General features: G+C 50.8%; 20 protein-coding genes. 8 read left to right on the forward strand and 12 right to left on the reverse strand.

Features of this window, described 5'->3' with window-relative positions; genetic code table 11:
- The first annotated feature begins 32 nt into the window (after positions 1–32).
- The 3 genes from HZ996_01565 to HZ996_01575 are packed head-to-tail and all read left to right on the forward strand — an operon-like array spanning position 33 to position 3,716.
- Entirely contained in the window at positions 33–2,090 is a 2,058-nt protein-coding gene (locus HZ996_01565; GenBank protein QTN37877.1) for a DUF2723 domain-containing protein, read from the forward strand.
- A complete protein-coding gene (locus HZ996_01570; GenBank protein QTN37878.1) occupies positions 2,041–3,093 on the forward strand; it encodes a hypothetical protein in 1,053 nt (350 codons plus the stop codon). Before HZ996_01565 ends, HZ996_01570 begins: the two co-directional genes overlap by 50 nt.
- A gap of 41 nt (positions 3,094–3,134) precedes the next feature.
- Positions 3,135–3,716, forward strand: coding sequence for a polysaccharide deacetylase family protein (locus tag HZ996_01575; protein QTN39983.1), 582 nt, complete (start codon positions 3,135–3,137; stop codon positions 3,714–3,716).
- 1 nt (position 3,717) lies between these two features.
- On the opposite strand, the gene HZ996_01580 is transcribed toward HZ996_01575, so the two are convergent.
- Complete coding sequence (locus tag HZ996_01580) at positions 3,718–4,143, reverse strand: rhodanese-like domain-containing protein (GenBank protein ID QTN37879.1); 426 nt, start codon at positions 4,141–4,143, stop codon at positions 3,718–3,720.
- A 2-nt stretch (positions 4,144–4,145) separates the two neighbouring features.
- Positions 4,146–4,424, reverse strand: coding sequence for a rhodanese-like domain-containing protein (locus HZ996_01585; protein ID QTN37880.1), 279 nt, complete (start codon positions 4,422–4,424; stop codon positions 4,146–4,148).
- A gap of 122 nt (positions 4,425–4,546) precedes the next feature.
- On the opposite strand from HZ996_01585, the gene HZ996_01590 reads away from it, so the two are divergent.
- Positions 4,547–5,062, forward strand: a complete 516-nt coding sequence (locus HZ996_01590; protein QTN37881.1) for a rhodanese-like domain-containing protein — start codon at positions 4,547–4,549, stop codon at positions 5,060–5,062.
- On the forward strand, positions 5,059–6,405 hold the full coding sequence (locus tag HZ996_01595; protein ID QTN37882.1) for a DUF2029 domain-containing protein: 1,347 nt from the start codon (positions 5,059–5,061) through the stop codon (positions 6,403–6,405). Before HZ996_01590 ends, HZ996_01595 begins: the two co-directional genes overlap by 4 nt.
- On the opposite strand, the gene HZ996_01600 is transcribed toward HZ996_01595, so the two are convergent.
- The 5 genes from HZ996_01600 to HZ996_01620 are packed head-to-tail and all read right to left on the reverse strand — an operon-like array spanning position 6,365 to position 12,383.
- Positions 6,365–7,849 (reverse strand): glycosyltransferase, encoded by a 1,485-nt coding sequence (locus HZ996_01600; protein ID QTN37883.1) that lies wholly within the window; start codon positions 7,847–7,849, stop codon positions 6,365–6,367. The two genes, HZ996_01595 and HZ996_01600, sit on opposite strands and share 41 nt — an antisense overlap.
- Before the next feature lie 10 nt (positions 7,850–7,859).
- On the reverse strand, positions 7,860–8,549 hold the full coding sequence (locus HZ996_01605; GenBank protein ID QTN37884.1) for a glycosyltransferase family 2 protein: 690 nt from the start codon (positions 8,547–8,549) through the stop codon (positions 7,860–7,862).
- Positions 8,546–9,241, reverse strand: a complete 696-nt coding sequence (locus tag HZ996_01610; protein ID QTN37885.1) for a hypothetical protein — start codon at positions 9,239–9,241, stop codon at positions 8,546–8,548. The genes HZ996_01605 and HZ996_01610 overlap by 4 nt, the downstream gene beginning before the upstream one ends.
- Positions 9,241–11,037, reverse strand: a complete 1,797-nt coding sequence (locus HZ996_01615) for a 4Fe-4S binding protein (protein QTN37886.1) — start codon at positions 11,035–11,037, stop codon at positions 9,241–9,243. Before HZ996_01615 ends, HZ996_01610 begins: the two co-directional genes overlap by 1 nt.
- Positions 11,034–12,383, reverse strand: coding sequence for an NAD(P)/FAD-dependent oxidoreductase (locus HZ996_01620; GenBank protein QTN37887.1), 1,350 nt, complete (start codon positions 12,381–12,383; stop codon positions 11,034–11,036). Before HZ996_01620 ends, HZ996_01615 begins: the two co-directional genes overlap by 4 nt.
- 97 nt (positions 12,384–12,480) lie before the next feature.
- Here HZ996_01620 and HZ996_01625 point away from each other — a divergent pair, with 97 nt between their 5' ends.
- The gene (locus HZ996_01625) at positions 12,481–13,350 is read left to right on the forward strand and encodes a hypothetical protein (protein QTN37888.1); all 870 of its coding nucleotides are present in this window, start codon (positions 12,481–12,483) and stop codon (positions 13,348–13,350) included.
- Here the strand turns inward: HZ996_01625 and HZ996_01630 are convergent.
- The 5 genes from HZ996_01630 to HZ996_01650 all read right to left on the reverse strand — a co-directional run bounded on the left by HZ996_01630 (position 13,347) and on the right by HZ996_01650 (position 18,829).
- Complete coding sequence (locus HZ996_01630; GenBank protein QTN37889.1) at positions 13,347–13,808, reverse strand: hypothetical protein; 462 nt, start codon at positions 13,806–13,808, stop codon at positions 13,347–13,349. The two genes, HZ996_01625 and HZ996_01630, sit on opposite strands and share 4 nt — an antisense overlap.
- Complete coding sequence (locus HZ996_01635; protein ID QTN37890.1) at positions 13,808–14,509, reverse strand: DUF547 domain-containing protein; 702 nt, start codon at positions 14,507–14,509, stop codon at positions 13,808–13,810. Before HZ996_01635 ends, HZ996_01630 begins: the two co-directional genes overlap by 1 nt.
- An 86-nt stretch (positions 14,510–14,595) precedes the next feature.
- Positions 14,596–15,414, reverse strand: a complete 819-nt coding sequence (locus HZ996_01640; protein QTN37891.1) for a purine-nucleoside phosphorylase — start codon at positions 15,412–15,414, stop codon at positions 14,596–14,598.
- Entirely contained in the window at positions 15,411–16,013 is a 603-nt protein-coding gene (locus HZ996_01645; protein QTN37892.1) for a TIGR04282 family arsenosugar biosynthesis glycosyltransferase, read from the reverse strand. The genes HZ996_01640 and HZ996_01645 overlap by 4 nt, the downstream gene beginning before the upstream one ends.
- Entirely contained in the window at positions 16,010–18,829 is a 2,820-nt protein-coding gene (locus tag HZ996_01650) for a S9 family peptidase (GenBank protein QTN37893.1), read from the reverse strand. The genes HZ996_01645 and HZ996_01650 overlap by 4 nt, the downstream gene beginning before the upstream one ends.
- A 94-nt stretch (positions 18,830–18,923) precedes the next feature.
- Here HZ996_01650 and HZ996_01655 point away from each other — a divergent pair, with 94 nt between their 5' ends.
- Positions 18,924–19,832 (forward strand): LD-carboxypeptidase, encoded by a 909-nt coding sequence (locus HZ996_01655; protein QTN37894.1) that lies wholly within the window; start codon positions 18,924–18,926, stop codon positions 19,830–19,832.
- Complete coding sequence (locus tag HZ996_01660) at positions 19,829–20,194, forward strand: YraN family protein (protein QTN37895.1); 366 nt, start codon at positions 19,829–19,831, stop codon at positions 20,192–20,194. Before HZ996_01655 ends, HZ996_01660 begins: the two co-directional genes overlap by 4 nt.
- The last annotated feature ends 19 nt before the right edge of the window (positions 20,195–20,213 follow it).

A 20,213-nucleotide genomic window follows, 5' to 3' on the forward strand; every position in this document is an offset into this window, starting at 1 on the left:
TGGTTAAATTCGCCACCGATAAGCTATTTAAGATGGGCAAACGCTACGATTTCATCAACAATGTTTCCGGCTGGGTGGTCTTCGCGATCGCGGCCGTGACATACCTCTCTACGATTGAACCCACAACCAGTTTTTGGGACTGTGGGGAGTACATTTCAACCGCATTTAAGCTACAGGTAGGGCACCCTCCCGGTGCGCCGATGTTCCAAATCCTGGGAGCCTTCTTTGCGCTCTTCAGCTTTGGCGACGTGACTCAGGTAGCCTTGATGATCAATGCGATGTCGGCCTTGTCGTCAGCCTTTACCATCCTATTCTTATTCTGGACCATCACAGCCTTTGGTCGTCGCATTGCCGAGCGCAGCGAAGAGGATATGGGAGAAGGAGGCATGTATGCTATCATCGGTGCTGGTGCCGTTGGGGCCTTGGCCTACACCTTCAGTGATTCTTTTTGGTTCAGCGCCGTCGAAGGTGAGGTATATGCGATGAGTAGCTTCTTTACCGCGATCATTGTTTGGATGATCTTTAAGTGGGACCGCGACTACGGCAATCCACACGCGAATCGATGGATCATTTTGATCTCCTTAATGATTGGAATGGCCGTTGGTGTTCACATGTTGGCATTGTTGGCCTTCCCTGCCGTGGGCATGGTCTACTACTTCAAAAAGTACACGGTAACGCCCCGCGGGTTTGTGATCGCAAACGTGGTTATGTTGCTGATTCTAGGCGTCATCTTTAAAGTGGTCTTCCCGGTTGTATTGAACTTCAGTTCTTGGATGGAAATCACCTTTGTCAACGGCATGGGGCTTCCTTTCTACTCCGGGACTATTCTGGCCTTTGTCATCATTATTGGAGCCATTGTTTTCGGCTTGCGATACACCAAAAAGCGCGGCTGGGACCTAGGGCATATGGCGGTTTTGAGTTTCGTTTACCTGTTGATCGGTTACTCAACCTTTTTCAGCCTGGTGATTCGCTCCAATGCAAACACACCTATTGACGAGAACAACCCGGAAGATGCTCCGAGCCTTCTGGCCTATCTGAACCGTCAGCAGTACGGGGATTGGCCGATTGCCTATGGATGGTACTACAACTCTCCATTGGACCGACGCACGCCTTTTAAAGACGGAACGCCCATCTACGAAAAGGATGAGGAGAAAGGGGAATACGTGGTAGTGAATGACATGAAGAATGCCATTCCAAACTACGACTCGGACTTCATGAGTATTTTCCCGCGGATGTGGGATCGAAATGACCCGAATCACGCCACCACTTATAAGGAATGGGGAGGAGTAACAACTCCAGACAGCGAAAAGCCTTCTTTTGGAGCCAACCTGCGCTTCTTCTTCCGCTATCAAGTCAACTACATGTATTTCCGATACTTCATGTGGAACTTCAGTGGTCGACAGAACGATGAACAGGGACGAGGCGGTATAACCGAAGGGCAGTGGATCTCTGGTATTAAGTTCATTGACGAACCACGCCTAGGACCTCAAACGAATTTGCCGCTTAAGCAGACCGGCAGCAAAGGCCGGAATGTGTACTTCATGCTGCCTTTCCTATTGGGATTGGTCGGATTGATTTGGCACTGGAACAAGAACAAGCAAGATGCGTGGATTGTCACCCTGCTCTTTGGACTTACGGGATTGGCGATTGTGGTCTATGTGAACCAGTACGCCTATCAACCGCGAGAACGGGACTACGCCTATGTGGGTAGTTTCTATGCCTTTGCCATCTGGATTGGATTGGGCGTCATGGCCATCTTTGACCAGCTGCGCAAGAAAGCACCGGGCAAGGTGGCGGCTATCGCCGTGACGGGAGTTTGCCTTTTGGCTGTTCCAGGAATCATGGCCAAAGAAAACTGGGATGATCACGATAGATCCGGACGTGTATACCGCTCAAGACAGATGGCGCATGAACTATCTGGACAGCTGTGCTCCGAACGCCATCCTGTTTACCAATGGGGACAACGACACCTTCCCTCTTTGGTATGTGCAAGAAGTCGAGGGCTACAGAACAGATGTCCGTATTGTCAACTTGAGCCTGTTGAACACCGATTGGTACATCGATCAGATGAAGCGCGCTGCCTACGATAGTGATGCAGTTCCCTTCAGTATGACACGGGACAAGTACGTAGCCAATCGTCGAGAGATTGTGTACTACGTAGACAAAGGTGTGACCAACCGCTGGACTGTGGATGACTTCATTCGCTGGATTGCGAGCGATGATCCACAGACGAAGGTGAGCAGTGGTCGTCAACAGTTTGATTTCTTCCCAACGCGCAAGATTCGCGTACCGGTGCAGAAGGAAAACGCCTTGGCCAACGGAATTGTCGAAGCGGAACGCGCAGATCAAATGGTCGACTACATCGATATTGACTTTGGTCAGCGCAACAGCTTGCTGCGTCGAGATGTGATGATCTTGGATCTATTGGCGACCAATGATTGGCAGCGTCCGATTTACTTCGCCATCACGGTAGGAAACCGTCCTCGCGACTTCATGTATTTGACCGACTACTTTGAGTTGAGCGGTATGGCCTATCACTTGGTTCCGATTCGCCAGGAGCGCGATCGCACCGGGCAAATTGGAGGAGTAAACTCCGATGTGATGTACGATGTGGTCATGAACAAGTTCCAGTGGGGGAACATGAATGACCCAGGCGTCTACATGGATGAGACCAACCGCCGTATGACCTTGAACTTCCGGAACAACTTCGCTCGATTGGCGAATAAATTGAATCAGGAAGGCAAGAATGATTCGGCTATTGCCGTCTTGGACAAGGCCATGGAGCAAATGCCAAACGAGGTGGTGCCGTACAACTACTTTAACTTGCCTATGGCCGAGGAGTACTTCTTGGCGGGGGCGAAAGACAAGGGAACGGAAATTCTGACCACCTACGGAGATATTATTATCGAGGAGTTGGAGTATTACGCTCAATTCCCGAGGACCAAGCAGGAATTGGTCGCTACGGAGATTCAGCGCGATTCTCAGTTCTTGCAGCAGGTCGTTCAATTGGCACGACGTTACGCGGATCAGGATGTATCTGATGAGCTCAACACAAAGTTGACTCAGGCGCTCAGCCTCTACGGAATCCAGTAAGCCACGTGAACCCCTTTGTGGTCCAAACACTGAAGCGTCTGATGCCCGCTGCTCAATGGCGGGTTGAAACAGAGGCGAAAGAGGTATACCTCACTTTTGACGACGGCCCCATACCCGATGTCACCGATTTTGTGCTGGATGAGCTCGAGCACCACGGGGCAAAGGCAACCTTCTTTTGCTTAGGCGGCAACGCTTTAGGACATCCAGAGCTGATGCGCAGAATCCGATTGGAAGGGCACACCATTGGCCATCACACCCATGACCATACCAATGGTTGGAAGACGAGTACCCAAGATTATTTAAGGGAAGTTCAGCGCGGAGCTGTTGTGACTGGGGGTCGCTTGTTTCGTCCTCCTTATGGCCGAATGACTCCAGCCCAATCCAAGGCCGTTGATCGGCATTTCGACATCATCATGTGGGATGTTTTGTCGAAAGACTACGATGTTAAATTGAGTGGTGAGGACTGCTTGAGAAGAGTTCAGCAGTATGTGCGGCCGGGCAGCATCATTGTCTTTCACGACTCCGTGAAAGCTTGGCCCAGACTGCAAGAAGCATTACCCGCGACCTTGAGTTGGCTCAAGGCCGAGGGCTATGCGATGCGCGCCCTGAAAGAGCGCGAGTGATTTACTCGACTACGGGTTGGCCCGAGCGACTCCAAGCGTCGTACCCACCGGCCAAATTATAGACTTCGGAGAAGCCCATTTCGTGCATCATGCTCATGGCTTTTGCACTTCGTCCGCCAGCTTTACAGTAGACGTATACCGGGGTTTCGGGATCTAGCTTGGCCAGCTGATCGGCGAAATCGGCATCGTAGATGTTGTGGTGTACCGAGCCCTCTAGGTGGCCAGCGTTGTACTCCTCCGGAGTGCGCACGTCCAGAACAATACCTTCACCAGAAGCAACGAGCTCGGCAAAGCGTTCAACGTTTACGTCTTCAGCTGTTCCGGAGGCCTGCTCCACTACCTCTTCTGTTGCAGTGTCTTCAGTGGGCATCGTGCCGCAGGCACTAAAACTGATCAGGGCCAAAGCGCCCAACAAGAGATTCTTCATGGTTAGTCGATTTTGTGCAAGCGGACATCGGTCCATCCTCCACCGTTATGTACATCTTCAAAGCCTTGAGCCGAAAGGTAGGCGGTAGCATTTCCACTACGGGCACCTGAACGGCAACACAAGATGAGTGGGCGAGACATGGCGCGAAGCTCCTCGATTCGGGCCTCGACTTCGTCCAAGGGGATATTGATGGAGCCATTGAGGTGGCCGCTTTCAAATTCGCCTACCGTGCGTACGTCGACGATGGTGGCGTTGGGGTCGTTGATTTTATCTGCGATCATGCGTTTGCGTTTTCTATTGAATAAAAACATCATTCGAATTTAATGAATTGCAAAGGTACGCGCGTGTAGGAGTCGTTAAAGTGACCTGAATCACGCGGGTGCAATTCATTATATTTGGAAGGATGAAGCGCTATGTCATCTTTTTAGGATTGCTGCTAGGTTACGCCTGCAGCCACGGTCAAGATCGACCTAAAGTATCGTCGGGCACCTACGAAACCATGCTCAATGGATTGCTGACCCGCGATGTACCAGAGGTCTCAGTGAAAGAACTGGACACCACCGCTCAGAATGTGCTCTTACTGGATGCGCGTGAGCGCGGAGAATTCGAGGTCAGTCATTTGGACGAGGCACGATGGGTGGGTTATGACGATTTTGATCTTGAACGGGTTGCCGATATTCCGAAAGATTCTGCCATTGTCGTCTACTGCAGTGTAGGCTATCGAAGCGAGCGGGTGACCGAACAGCTTCAGGAAGCAGGATATACCAACGTCCGCAACCTGTATGGAGGTATTTTCGAATGGTCCAATGAAGAACTGGAAGTGGTCGACCCAGAGGGAGATCCGACCAGCAAGGTCCATGCCTATGACCGCGTCTGGGGCGTTTGGCTCACCAAGGGCAAAAAAGTCTACAAACCTTGAACATTCACTGGGGCAGAACCGCTTGGTACGCGTTGCTGGTCGCCTCAGCCGTCGGCTACTTTGCCCTGGCCTACCACACCGAGCGGAGCAACTTTCCTCAGCTCATCTCCATTGTCGCGGGTCTCTTTGGGGCCTATGCGGTGCTTACTGCCTCTCAATTTCGAAATTCCACGGCCCTGTTGGTGGCTTTTTTCGCCTATCGCTTGATTTGGATGGGCGCGTTGCCAGAACTCTCCGATGATTACTTCCGCTTCTTGTGGGACGGGAGACTCTGGGTTGAGGGCATTAACCCCTTTGCTTATCTGCCCTCTGAAATCCTCGCCCAAGAAGTCTTACCGGACGGAATTTCCACCGAACTATTCCAGAATCTCAACTCACCCGAATACTTTTCGGTGTACCCGCCCATTGCACAATTGACCTTCGGCTTGGCGGGCTTGTTGTTTCCCCAGAACGACCTCGCCGCCGTCGTGACCCTTAGGGTCATTCTTTTGCTCGGCGATCTCCTGGCCCTGTATTCCCTCCGCCGCATTCTCCGCTATTTCCGACGTCCGGAAGACATCGCCTACGTCTATCTGCTCTGCCCCATGACCGTAATGGAATTCACGGGAAACCTGCACTACGAAGGCCTCATGATGGGACTCGTTCTCAACGCGTACTACCACATCCTCAAAAGGCGTTGGCTCAGTTCCGCCATCATCTTCGGACTAGCCATCTCAACCAAACTGGTCCCCCTTATCTTTTTGCCTTTCCTTCTTCGCTTCGCCGGATGGCGCATTGCGGGCACCTACTACGCCATCGTAGCCGTAGTCGTGGGTATCCTCTTCGCCCCATTCGTCAATATGGAACTGATTCTGAACTTCTCGGACAGTCTTGACCTCTACTTCCGAAACTTTGAATTCAATGCCAGCCTCTACTACCTCGCCCGTGAAGTGGCCATTTGGATGAACGGATACAACCGCATTGACCTCATCGGCCCGAGTCTTTCGCTGCTGACTTTTTTGATTTTGATGATTTGGGCCCTCACGGGCCGATACGGCACCCGAGAGCACGAGCTCCCCACAGCCTGGATGGGCGCACACACCATCTTTCTTCTCCTCGCCACCACCGTTCACCCTTGGTACATCAGCATCTCCCTGGCCTTTGTTCCACTGTCCCGCTTTCGCTATCCCATCCTTTGGGCAGCCATGGTGTATTTGAGCTACGCGACCTATAGAACAACCGCCTACACCGAAGACCTCGTTTTGGTCTTGGTCGAGTACGGCGTGGTGATCGCTTTTTTAATTTGGGAGGTGAGTCGAAAACCTACTTCGACCAAGATCCTCGGATCGAGTGAAGCACGCTGAGGACATACACCGTACCGAATCCGAAGGCTAACATTAAGTGATAGGGCACCAAGCCGAAATCGCCCAATTCATAGGCCACATACAAGGCGCCAATGAAATAGGCCGCCAATAGCCCTTCGACGAGTGTCACTATGTTCAAAGCGGACTTCAAGTAGACGTTACTTCGCCACCCTGTACTCCCTTCTTCTACATTGAATTTCGGGGTCCGAACAAAAGGTGTTTTTCTGCCGATCAAGCCCTCGAGCACCGCTACGGCATTATGTAGACTCATCCCCATCGAAACGGATAAGAACATGGGGAATTTAATGAGGAAGACGTGCAGGCGAGGTCGAGTCTCGCGATGTACATAACTCACCCAGTAGAACACCGTCAAGATCAGCAGGCTAATGACAAAGAAGGAGCCGAAATAGAAGATGTTTCGAAACTCCGGGAAGCTGTCCTTGATGAACAGCATAGGCACGCTTAAAATGGCCGTAAAGAGAATGCACAAAAAGAGAAAGCTGTTCATCAAGTGAAAGGTCGCGTGGATCTTGGTGCTCCATCCAATGGGTGCACGTAAGACCTTGCCCAAGTTTTTACGCGCGCATTCCGCGGCTCCTTTGGTCCATCGGAACTGCTGCGTCTTGAGTGCGTTCATCGAAGCGGGCAACTCGGCCGGAGATCCCAGTTCTTCGATGAAATGGAACTTCCATCCACGCAGCTGAGCCCGGTAGCTCAAATCCAAATCTTCTGTTAGGGTATCGCTGGCCCACCCTCCAGCATCATCGATGCAAGAGCGGCGCCATACACCTGCTGTACCATTGAAGTTGATGAAGTGCTCACCGGCGTACCGCCCTCCTTGTTCCACCGAGAAGTGGGCGTTCAATCCAAAGGCCTGCATGCGCGTCAACAAACTGTGGTTTTCGTTGAGGTGTTCCCAGCGCGATTGTACCAAGCCAATGTTATCATCGGCAAAAAGCGGAATACACTGCATCAGGAAATCGGGCTTGGGAACAAAATCCGCGTCAAAAATGGCGACGTACTCCCCACGGGCAGATTCCAATCCAAAGGCCAATGCCCCAGCTTTATACCCTTGACGATGAGGCCGGCGGACATGGTGGATGGTGTAGCCTTCCGATCGAAGTCGATTGACCGATTCGGCAATCCGTTCCACCGTATCATCCGTGCTATCATCGAGCACTTGAATCTCCATCCGGTCCACGGGGTAGTCCAAGGCCGCAGTGGCCTCAATCAGCCGTTCAACCACGTAGCGCTCATTATAAACGGGCAGTTGAACAGTCACCATAGGCCACTCTTCAAAGTCCTTGGGCTTGGGGTAAGCGAAGCCCTTTCGCTTGGCTCTTACGTAGTGAATCACCAGACTGAGCTGGACCAGCGCGTAGAAGAAGATGAAGGTCATCATTCCCGTATACAGGGCTATAATAAGGTAGCTAAGCGTCTTCATTTCTGGGGCCTCAAAGGTATTTAAAGATGGTGTAGAGGATTTTATATCCAGCACTCACTGCGCCCTTGACGGTACCACTGACTTTGCTTTGTCCTATACGTTGACGATATGTGACGGGGACTTCAGTGGTACGCAGGCCAAGCTTTGCTGCTTTGAGCTGCATTTCCACGGTCCAACCGTAGTTTGTGTCGACCATTCCGATGTGCTGGAGAGCATCGTATCGAATGGCCCGGAACGGGCCTAGGTCGGTAAATTCTACTTTGTAAAACCAGCGCAGCAAGGTGGTGGCGAGCCAGTTTCCAAATACTTGAGGGAAGGTCATACTCCCTTTTTCTCGATCTCCCAAGGCTCGCGAACCGATCACGAGATCCATTCCATTCTCCAAGATGGGACGAACCAAGCTCGGCAGCTCTTCTGGGTAGTCGCTGTAGTCGGCATCCAAAAAGACCACGACATCCGGCAGTGGATCCAAGGTATCCACATAGGACAGACCTTTCAGGCAGGCCGCTCCATACCCCTGCTTCGGTTCGCTGAGCACGGTAGCTCCCTCCGCCAAAGCAGACTGTTCGGTAGCATCGCTGGAATTGTTGTCCACCACTATGACCTCATCCACACAATCCTTCGGGATATCGCGAACCACCTTCCCGACGGAATTCTCTTCGTTAAAGGCCGGTATAACGACCACGATCTTCTTTTTCATTCTCCGTAATCCTTCGCTTGAATCGGTTCACCCGATCGATCGTACTGTTCCCAGACGCCTACACGACGTCCGTTCTCGTATCGCCCTTCTTCCTTCTTGGTTTTATCATCGTATCCGTAAATCCACCATCCGCTTTTTTCCCCTTTCCGGTAATCTCCGAAACTCTCCGGGTTTCCGTTGGGATAAAAGGTCATCCACCAGTCGTCGCGCACTCCTCTTTTGAAATGCCCCACCTCTGTTTTGATCCCGGACTCATCGAAGAATTCCCAATAGCCCGACTTAAAGTCATTCTTGTACTTCCCAACGCTCTCCAGCACTCCATCTTCGTAGTAGAACCGCCACCAATCCGTTCGTTTGTCATCGTTGTAGGTGCCCTCCCACTGCAGGGTTTGAGCGTCCGGGTAATAGGCTTTCCAATAGCGTTGTTTCTTATCGGCATAATATGGCCCAACCTTCAAGACTGCGGAATCCGCTCGGTGAAATTTGTACCAGCCTCTTCTTTTGTTGTCTCGGTAGTCGCAGGTTTCGAACGTGCCATCTGGATTGTGAAAGACCCAGGTACCCTGTCGAAGGGCCTTATTGCACACCCAGCCTTCGGACTCAATGCTGCCGTTCGGACCCTTATTCTTCACATAGGTTTCCGGTCCACCTGGGAAGAAGAGAAGCGCCATAAGAATAGCCAATACTTTCATCACTTCAACAATTCAGTATTCAACTCAATGCTCTTGTTTCCGATGGTGATTGGGGCCACGTCAAAACGGCCCGCTTCAGGAGCATTCTCCAATTTCAGTACCCCGCGTGGGCAGACCGCGGAACACACCCCGCAGCCGACACAGCTCGAGCGCACAATGTTTTGACCGCGCTGGGCATACCATTTCACGTCAATCCCCATTTCGCAATAGGTAGAGCAGTTCCCGCAACTGATGCATTGGCCACCGTTGGTGGTGATGCGGAATCGAGATTTAAAGCGTTGGACAATACCTAAATAAGCCGCAAGCGGACAACCAAATCGACACCAAACACGATTCCCCATCAAAGGATAAAAGCCCGTACCGACAACTCCGGCAAAGGCACTGCCGATGAGAAATCCGTAAGTTTTCTGAACACCTCCTGTTTGAATTCCAAAAGGGCTGTAGTTTCCGCTGAAATACGTGTATAAGGTGAGTCCGGTCATGAACACTGCAAAGACCAGTACGCTGTGGATCATCCAGCGCTCGATTTTCCAGGCCTTGACCGACTTGTCGCTCAATTGGCGGAAAGGATCGCCGAGGGTTTCGGCCAGTCCTCCACAACCGCAGACCCAGCTGCAGTACCAGCGCTTTCCGTAAAAATAGGTGATGATGGGTACGCCCAAAACGATTAGTGCCAAGCCCCAAACCAACATGAAGATTCCAATGGCTCCACTATCGATGAGGGAGCTGAGGTGCCAATTGAAGAAGAAGTCGTAGTCCAGCGGCCAGATGTTCTTAAAATCGTAGTAGGGTTGATTTAAGCGAACCAGAATTTCGGGGATCAAGAAGGCAAAAGCCGTTTGGAAGAACATCACGGAGATGGTTCTGATGATCTGGTAGCGATTACCCCTGTACTTGAGGAGCATACGAATGCCCATGACGCCCATGACTACGGTATACATGAACCCGTAGAGGAACCACTGGCTGGCCGGATTTCCACTGAGCGCTCGACTGACCGGATCCACGAGAATCACCCAATTGGTCAGGTATTCCGGGAACCAGTAGAGGAATACATAAAAGGCAATCAAGTACGTACCCAGGATGATTCCGAGCCATCCGCGCGTCATGACCGCACTGAAAAAGATGTGGTGGTTTTTGATGCCCGGAGGTTCGTTCCGGTACTGGGGCAACAAATACATCAAAGCACCGACAATGCCGAGGCCAAAAGTGAACAGAAGCATCCAACCCGTCTTTTCGACGAGGACTCCATGGCTGGCCGCTTTGGTCAAAGAGAAGGAGAGGTTCTTGATTTCCGAGTCGGAGAAACCGAGTTGACTGCCGACGTTGGCATTCAATTCATCGAGTTTGGCTTGTGCATCGGCCCGTAAGGCCATCTCATCAGCATATTCCTTGGAGGCCATCCAAGAGGTGTTGTCGATGAGCGTTTGAATTTGATCGGAGCCGAGGGTGGAGGCCAACGCGCTGCGCACCTCATCGAGGTTATAACGCGCGGGGTCGGACAATCCAGATTGCAGCTGAGCTACTGTTTCGGCGGGGAAAGCGTAGCGGCCCTCGATGGAGGCGTTGGCGGCCTTGAGGGCGTCTTTTAAAGAAGCGACAAACGAGAAGTTGCTAGAGAATGGTGTGCCGAATAATTCTGTAGCCCCCTCTTCGAATGCCGCTAGTTTAATCTCACCGCTGATCTCTTCGCTCGCCAATTCCGGCGTCAGGGTATACTGACTCCACGTAATAGCAGAAGTAAATAAGATCAGCGCGGCCAGGAAAAAACCTAAGCCTGTCTTTTGTAAGACGTTCATATGGGCATCCAGGTTTGTTGTGCGTTAAAAATTCGGACCCAATTTTTCTTTTTCGGCCGGATCGAGGTGCCGAATTGGTCGTTAAAGCAGTGGAGGATGTCGAGAATATGGTCTCTGTAGAACTCCGGATCAAAAAGGGCATCACGCCAGTGTTCCAGCAAATAGTCCACCGTCCGCTCTTCTTCGAGCATGCGATCGAGCACCGTATGGCGCAGTCGAATTCCGAATACATTGATCCCTATAAGCTTGCGCCCGTCCGTTTCAAAAACGATTTTGACGCATTTGCGCCCGTCGGGATGCTGCCAATAAAAGTCGGATTCGCCCTCAGCGAGTTGATTGCGCACCCACCCATAGGTTTGGTACTCAATGTCGAAGAATTTCGCTGAGTTGAACCAATGCCCGGGCTTGTACTCCGTGGGATCGCCGGTGAGGGTGCGGGCGACCGCCTCCCCCATCATTTTGCCGGTGTACCAAACCTGTTCGATGGGCCTACGGCCCGATACCGGATTTCGGCGCTCGGCACAATCGCCAATCGCATAGACATTCGGGAGATTGGTTCGGCAAAAACCGTCCACCAAGATTCCTCTGCCCAACTCCAATTCAGCGCCCTTCAAGAAGTCTACATTGGGGCGGACCCCTACCGTTAACCCGACAAACTCACAGTCAATTTCTTCCCCAGTACTGGTGCGAATGGCCCGGACATTTCCGTTGTCGTCCGCCAGAATTTCTTCTAAGGTGGTGCTGAGTCGAAGGTCAACGTGGTGTTCGCGGATATGGTTGGTGATGAGTTCTCCTTCTTCGCTCGGGAGCACTCCACCCCAAAAACGGTCTTCACGAACCAAAAAGGTCACTTCAATACCTCGGGTGCGGAACATCTCCGCCATTTCCACCCCGATGAGTCCCCCGCCGACAATCACCGCTCTGCGCGTGGTAGGGCTCCATTTTTCCATCGACTCCAAATCCTGCCATGAGTAAAGACCTTGTACTTGAGGGAGGTCTTTGCCGGGCCAGTCGAATACGTTGGGTTTGGAACCTACGGCCAATACTAAGGAATCGTAATCCAAAGTAGATCCGTCATCAAAGGAGAGGGATTGAGCTGAATAATCGATCTTATTGACGTAGCCGAAAACCAGGTCAATGTTATTTTTGGCCCAGAAGCGGTCTTCGTAAGGCTTGATGTTTTCGTACTTCATGTGGCCCATGTAGACATACATCAAAGCCGTCCGAGAGAAGAAGTGCTCCGTCTCGGATGAAATGACCGTGATGCGGTCTTTGCTTCGCTTTCGAATGTGTCGGGCGGCGGTTATGCCGCTTATTCCATTTCCTATAATGGCGATGTGGGCCATGTCTTGTAATTTACACCTTCAAAGTAAATGCATTGGAATGTAGGCTTTTGTCGTTGCTCTGACAATGAAGCTCATCACATTGATTTTCCTTTGTGATATGAAAAAGAATATCATTCAGAACGTCTTGGCCGGTCTCTTTTGCCTCGTGATCGGCGTATCGCACGCTCAAGAGAGCTCCAATATCCGTACTTATACGCCTTCTTCACTCCTACAGAAAGGACAGATTGAAGTGAAGCTCTTTCAGAATCTGTACACCCAGACCTCCTTTTACAATTCGGACGGGGACAATCAGGTCCTGAGCCAACGCTCTACCTATTATACTTCCCTCAACAGTTTCGTCTTTGGGGTATCGGAGTCAAGACGTTTGAACGTGGGGTTCGACGTGAACATCAAGTCGGTCTTGAACGCCGATCCGAGCTCATCGGCCCTCGATGTGCTCAAGTTTGGTAACGACGGGGTGAACAGCCGCACCGCGGTTAGTGGTGTAGGACCAACGGTAAAATGGCAACCCATTGAAGACTGGAAACGCGTTTCAATCTACAGCCACTTTTGGATCCCCACTGCCGAGAACATGGACGGTGCTGAAGGGGGTCCCTTCTTGGAGTACCAGCAATTCCAATGGTGGAATCAACTCTTTTTCGACCGGACCATCTGGGGTGGAGACTGGCAGGTCTTTACCTCTATTGAGGCGTGGTGGCGGTTCGGAAACAACCGTGAGGACTTGGTCCAATTGCCTATGAGTGCCTTTTTGAGCTGGTTCCCGAACAACAACTTTACCATCTACGGAATGACCCAGTATACGCCAACGGCGAACTCTGGCGGAACCTATTTCATTCAAAGTGGATTGGGCGGGAAATGGCAGTTTACCCCTTCGTGGGAATTGGAGCTTAGCTACACCAATTTCTGGGATGGAAACAACGCCGGTGCCGGAGAGACCTTCAATATTGGCTTCCGTTTCTTGCGTTAAGCGAAACGATCCAGCAGCCATCGCACCGTAAGGTGCAAAAGCAAGACTAAAAGAAACACAAAGGGAAGAGCCCCAACGATCTTGGTCCAATTCCAGAACCAAAGCGAGGCTCTTGGACTTCCGCGCCATCCGGGAACGGCACTGCTAAAGGAGTAGTTCCAGTTTCCCGAGAACCCGTAGCTCACGATTCCCCAGACAATCCCCAGCGAGATAGCGATCTGAAACACGCGTTTATACACGAGCCACATGCCGCTTTCGGGTGATTCAAATTGGGGAAAGGCGAAGTAAATGGCCGTGGGTAATGCAATCATAGCCGCCCAGGTGATGAGCGTTCCAGCCGGGAAATTGAGCGATGGGATTAAGACCTTCACCAAAACTTCTGGGGTGGCCACTAAAGCTGTGGAACACCCCAGGAAGATAAATACGGCGGCAAAAAAATACAGTCGGCGTTCGCCCATTAAAAACCGTTTAGAGTCCAATCGTACTCAATGTACGTGATTTTGGCTTTGGGGCTGATCTTGGTCGCGCTGTAACCATTGAGGAAATCAATGATATCGCCTTCTTTGGTAAAGTCTTCCTCAAACCATTGGAAGATGTAGCTGATGCCGATTTTCTTTTCCGTGATTTGATTTCGGCTATCGTCGTTGACAAACTCCGTCATCAGCTCGGTCAACATTCCGTCTACATTCTCTGCATTAAAGGCCGTTTGGGCCAATCGAGGGCAGGATTTTGAAGCACAGTTGATTCCGACATGAATTCGAGGGTCGCTGAAGTCCTTGCGCAGTACTTCGTGCTCGATCCAATTCAAGCTCTTCATTTCATCGCCCACCGGAATCCACTCGCGGTCCCATGGCTTCTCCAAATCGGTGATGCTCTTCAAGGGGTAATGCTCAATCATCAATTGAAGCGTATAGGCGTTGTAGGCATTCATCCAATAGGCCTTAGTAGCATTTGCATCCCAGGAAGCATCAGGCTGGTTGGCTTGTAGCGTTTTTAAATAGGCTTCTAACTGCCCTCCATTCTTTTGAAGTTCCCCATAATTCACATCTCCTTCCGCGCTGACAAATTCCATTAATAGGGCGTCTAGTTCTGCATGATTGACTTGTGCGCCTACGGCGAGATGAACGAACACGACGAGTAATAGGGCTAATTTTTTCATGATGATGTTTATTGTTTCAACAAATCTAGTTCACAGGGGGAATTCAAAAAGTAGGATTCCCGACATATTCCGAGGTCTGCTGATGCCTAAAGTCGCTCAATGGCATGCAGAAAAACCCGAATCAACTTGGTCTCAGCCTGGCCGGCTACAGCGATGATTTCTTCTATATCTACAGGCTTCAGATTATCCGGATCACACTCATCCGTCAGCACCGAAATGGCCGCACAGGGAAGCCCCATGTGCGCGCAGACAATAACTTCTGGAACGGTGCTCATTCCTACAACGTCCGCGCCAATACGACTCAAGAATCGGTACTCAGCTCTCGTTTCCAAGTTGGGCCCACCGACGGCCACATACACACCTTCATGAAGGGTGATATCATTGGCCTCCGCGGCTTGATGCAAAAGCTTATTGATGCGCTTATCATAAGGCGCGCTCATGTCGGGGAATCGACCACCCCAAGCGTCCACGTTCTTTCCGAAAAGCGGGTTGTCCGGCAACAAATTGATGTGGTCCTCTATGAGCATCAGATCGCCCTTGCGGTAGTCCATATTCATGGCGCCTGCCGCATTGCTCAAGAGCAGCTGTTCAATCCCCAATAGTTTGAGTACGCGGATGGGGAAGGTAATATCCTTAGCGGTATAGCCTTCGTAGTAGTGAAAACGTCCGCTCATAGCAAGAACCCGTTTCCCAGCCAACTGGCCATAAATCAATCGTCCACTGTGGAATTCAACTGTTGCAATGGGGAAATGAGGAATATCGTCGTAGGCAATCTCCACTTCGATGTCGATTTCTTCGACGAGTTTCCCGAGCCCTGTTCCAAGGACAATTCCAACTTGTGCTTCCTGCATTCCAGCACCCTGCAAGAAGGCTACTGCTTCATTGACTTTTTCTTCGTAGGTCATCTCATGTGTTGCTTCAAATCTTCATAATGGGCCAAGTCTTCTGCATGATCCACGTCCCTTAAGGTTTCCAGCGAATCAATCGAAAAACCTCGGGTCAAAACCGCCTTGCGAGTATCATTGTATACGGATGCCGTGCTCCAGGCAATGTCCTGAAAGAGATAATCAGAAGGGCGTTTCATGCCCAGCAAATAGTACCCACCGTCATGTGCCGGACCAATCACATAATCTGTTCGGTCCAAAGCCCGGTAAGCAGCTTCTATATGCCCCGATTCAATTTCATAGCAGTCTGAACCAATGATCACTACCTTTTCTGCCCCTTCTTGAAATGACTGATTGAAGGCCGCGTTCATTCGATCGCCGAGGTCTGAACCCTTTTGCACGTTCTTGGTAAAGTGATCCGTAGACCAAAGGTCGTGATCGGCCACTTGCTGGCTGTAGTAGAGCTGCCGTTTGGCCTCCACCGCCAACGCCACCTCTCGGGTATGCCTGAGAAGCTTGACGTAAACAATTAGGGCTTCCTCTTCGCCGATGCTCTGAGCCAATCGCGTTTTGACATGACCTAGAATCGGATTCTTGATGAATATGATCAGGTGGTTCATTCAGAAAGCTCTAGGCCATACTCTTTACCCTTGACCTTGGCAGGCACACCATCGGTCATCCAAACAGGTGCCGCGGCATCCTTTAAATAATGGTCAAAGAACTGATACATCCGCTGATCCAAATCCATACGGTTGTGCCATTCTCTAAGGTTGTGTGCTTCTCCGTTGTAGACGAGCATCCACACGGGCTTGTTGTTTCGACGAAGGGCCATGAAGTATTCAATCCCTTGATACCAGGGCACTGCTCCGTCCTCATCGTTGTGCATAATCAAAAGCGGAGTATTCACGCGATCCGCAAAGAATACTGGCGAATTCTCGATGTAACGCTCTGGATAGTCCCAAAGTGTTCCACCTAACCGGCTTTGCGAACGTTCGTACTGGAACTGACGACTCAGACCACTTCCCCATCTGATTCCACCGTATGCGGAAGTCATGTTACTCACTGGGGCACCGGCAAAACCGCAAGCGAAAATATCCGTCTGGGTCACCAAGTAAGCAGTTTGGTATCCACCCCAGCTTTGTCCTTGAACTCCGATTCGAGCAGGATCAACATATCCTTGACTAATCATGTGCTGAACTCCGGGAATGATGCAATCGTAGCTGCTTGGACCAGGATACCCATCGCGGTACACGATGTCCGGAACAAAAACTACATAGTCGTTGCTCACCAAATAGCTAAAATTGACAATGCTCCGACTCGGGCCCGGTGTGTAGTATGAATGCAAGCGATCGCTGTATCGCTCGTAGAAATATACAATCATCGGGTACTGCTTATTCGGATCAAAATCTTCAGGCTTGTAAATAAGGCCTTGAAGCATTTCTCCGTGGTTCGACCGCCACGATGTCAATTCCACTGTACCCCATTTAATCCCTGCTTGCTGAGGGTTGAGGTTGCTGATTTGCACGAGGTCATCAAACCCGCCTTCCGTCCAATACAGATCAACTGGATCGGTGAATGTAGCTCTCGCGATTAAGATGCGATCGGTTCCTTCTTCACTCATCACGCGCCCAAAACTCTGCGCGCCCATGATCAATTCTGCGGGATCTTCCCCGAGCTTATTCAGTAGATAATAACCGTCTTCTTTGGTTTCTTCATTGAAGGCGGAGAGCAGCCAATCGCCCTTCGGGCGGAAGATCTCTTCGGGGTCATCGGTCTCATATCGGAGCGTGATCTTGTTCTTTCTTCCAAACCCGTTGGTCACGCAAACAGGGGCTTCTTTTCCGAGGGGATCCAAAGACCAGATGTCATAACGGTCGTAGACATAAAGTCGCTTATCCCCTTTACTCCAACCCATAGTACCATAGGGATAGGGTGATGCCGGATGATCATCCTCTTCATCGTACCAAGCTACATCGGCCCCTTCGTCCACGATCAAATCCCGGCTGCCAATACGGTCGTAAACATGCCAAGAACTATCGCGCTGTGAATAATAGGCCATGTAGTTTCCGCCCTCACTAATATCGGCGCCAAAGCCAACAGCTTCCGCGGCGAGGATTCGGTCTCCCGTACGTAAATCAACCATGTAGTAATCCGTTAACCAAGGATACGCGTAGCTGCGCATGGCTCGATACTTGTCATCTGCATCTCCCATAGCTATGGCGTGCTCGCTCTCCAAGTTGATGTAGACATCCGGAATATTCCTATTCTCAATCATGATCAGACGATTCTCGCGGAAGCTGTATCGTGCGGTATAGCTCTTGTTCTTTGCCTGACCCGCATTCTCCTTTTGGTAGGGCTGTATATCTGGGTCGGTCCACGACCAGATGTCCACACTTACTTTTTCATCGTCCAGCTTTGTGCTGTCTTCTTCATAGATTTTGGGCCTAGGCGCTACTTCCAAGAACAGGAAGCGCCCATCCTCCATCCACTTTGGCGAACCACTGGTGCTCAGCATCCAGCCATCTGCAAGTCCTTTTGTTGTTGTATCCGCCAATAACTTGGCCTCCTTTCCGGGTTCGTACATGTAGGCAGAGAAGAACTGAATATCCGCTTCCGATGAATCCTGTGTCGCCAAGTACAATAGGCGCTTCCCTTCCGCATCGGGCACAAAGCTCTCTATTTCCTCACTGCTGGTGTCGATCATGGTCACCAATCCACTAGCGTTTTCTACAACGTACAATCCATCGTCGTGAAGGGTGTCTTCCGTTTCCCGCATGAAGTACGTATAAGCCCCAAAGTCGACGAGCTCATAGTCTGCGGTCTGAAAAATCCGATGTTCCGTTTCACCGTTAAAACTGCGCACGACCAACTCGTACCCCGGACGTTCTGAGGGATCTTCAGGTTTTTCGACGGCCGTTGAATCCTCATCCAGCTTTTCCCCCACTTCTTCCGTGGTATCCGGTTCCAAGGGCAGCGGCGTATGGTGCTGGTAGACGAAGAAATTTGATGCTTCACTCGGCATTTGATAGCTCTGCACTCGCTCAATTTTCTCCATTTCTCCGGTGGTCAAATCCAGGATAACCAAGGTGTCTTTCGGATGCTCATCTGCGTCTACATCGTCTAATTTCAATTGGCGAATAGTATCGTAGGCTGGTTCAATAACGCAGACGAAAAAGCTCCCGGTCCTGGCTAAATTCCCATCCGTACCACGGGGAATATTGAATTTTCGTGTACCGTCGAGCTTGTGTACTTCTAGGTAACCATCGCTCTTTGAAGTCGTGACCTCAAAATAGGCCCACCTGCCATCAACGCTAAGGCCTCGATTTCCTAGGCGTTCCCAGATGCCGTAATCGTCTGCCGTAAGCGGTCTTTTCTCTTGAGCTAGGGTGGTAAATGCGGCGCAGAGGAGGAAGGCCGCGAGTAGATTCAGTCGCATGTTTTCAATTTTACAAGAAGGGTAAAGATAGCATAGTTCTAAGTTCGTCTTGAAGGGACGAGTCACGCCCATCGAAATAATGTACTTTAGAGCTATGAGTTGGCGAAGACCCCCTTACCTACATCCCGGTGACACGGTGGGAATTGTATCCACGGCCCGGAAGTTAAGCCCTGCTGAAATAGAACCCGCCGTGGCGGTATTCGAAGCTTGGGGATTCAAGGTCAAATTAGGCCCTCATTTACATCAATCCTACCATCAATTCAGCGGGACCGATCAGGAGCGAGCTGCGGATCTACAATTGATGATTGAAGATCCTGGCGTCAAAGCGATCTACTGTGCTCGAGGAGGGTACGGAAGTGTGCGCATTATTGACCATGTTCTTTGGGAGCCCTTGATCGAACGGCCCAAGTGGATTTTGGGATACTCCGATGTCACCGCCATTCACAATCACCTCCACTCCAATCTCCAGATACAGTCGGTTCATGCTCCTATGCCCCTGGAGTTTTCCATCAACAGTCAAGAATGTCTTGAAGATGTTCGAAGCATACTGACCGGCGATCTCCAAGAAACTCATGCTCCGCACCATCCCTTCAATCAAGAAGGCGTAAGTACCGGGGTTTTGGTCGGTGGAAATCTGAGCGTTCTTTATTCACAAAGAGGAACACCTTCAGATCTGGATGTTCGAGGTAAAATTCTGTTCATCGAAGATTTGGACGAATACCTCTATCACATGGATCGGATGATGATGAATCTCGTTCGAGGAGGATGGATGGATCAGATCTCTGGACTTATTGTAGGGGGCATGCAAGACATGAATGACAATACCATTCCCTTCGGAAAACAGGCCATAGAAATCATTAGAGAACATACGGCCGGGCAATCTTACCCTATTGCATTCGGCTTCCCATCGGGGCATTTGGATGACAATCGTCCGCTCCGATTCGGCGCAGAAATAGAATTGTCCGTAGAGACAGAAAACACCAAAATCAGGTATCAATCATGACGCATGCACAAGAGTTTGGGCGCTGGGGAGAGGACAAGGCTACTAATTTCTTGGCCCGTCTAGGCTATGAAATTCTGGAGCGAAACTGGCGAGGAGCAGAAGGAGAAATCGATATTCTCGCACGCCACGAAAACGAGATGGTCGTTGTAGAGGTCAAAACAAGGGCGGAACCCGTAGATGGTGACGAATACATCCGAGACGCCCAAGCCCACCGTCTCTTGGATGCCGCTGAATTTTGGATGGAGAAACGAAATTTAGAAGCGGAATTAAGGTGTGATCTCATCTTGGTGATTGGGAATAGTGAGAACTACCGAATCAAGCACATTCAGGACGCTTGGCGTGGGGGTCCTCAAGAGCTCTGAAAACGCTATTTTTGCCGCT

This window comes from Cryomorphaceae bacterium (assembly GCA_017798125.1).
Classification (GTDB): domain Bacteria; phylum Bacteroidota; class Bacteroidia; order Flavobacteriales; family ECT2AJA-044; genus ECT2AJA-044.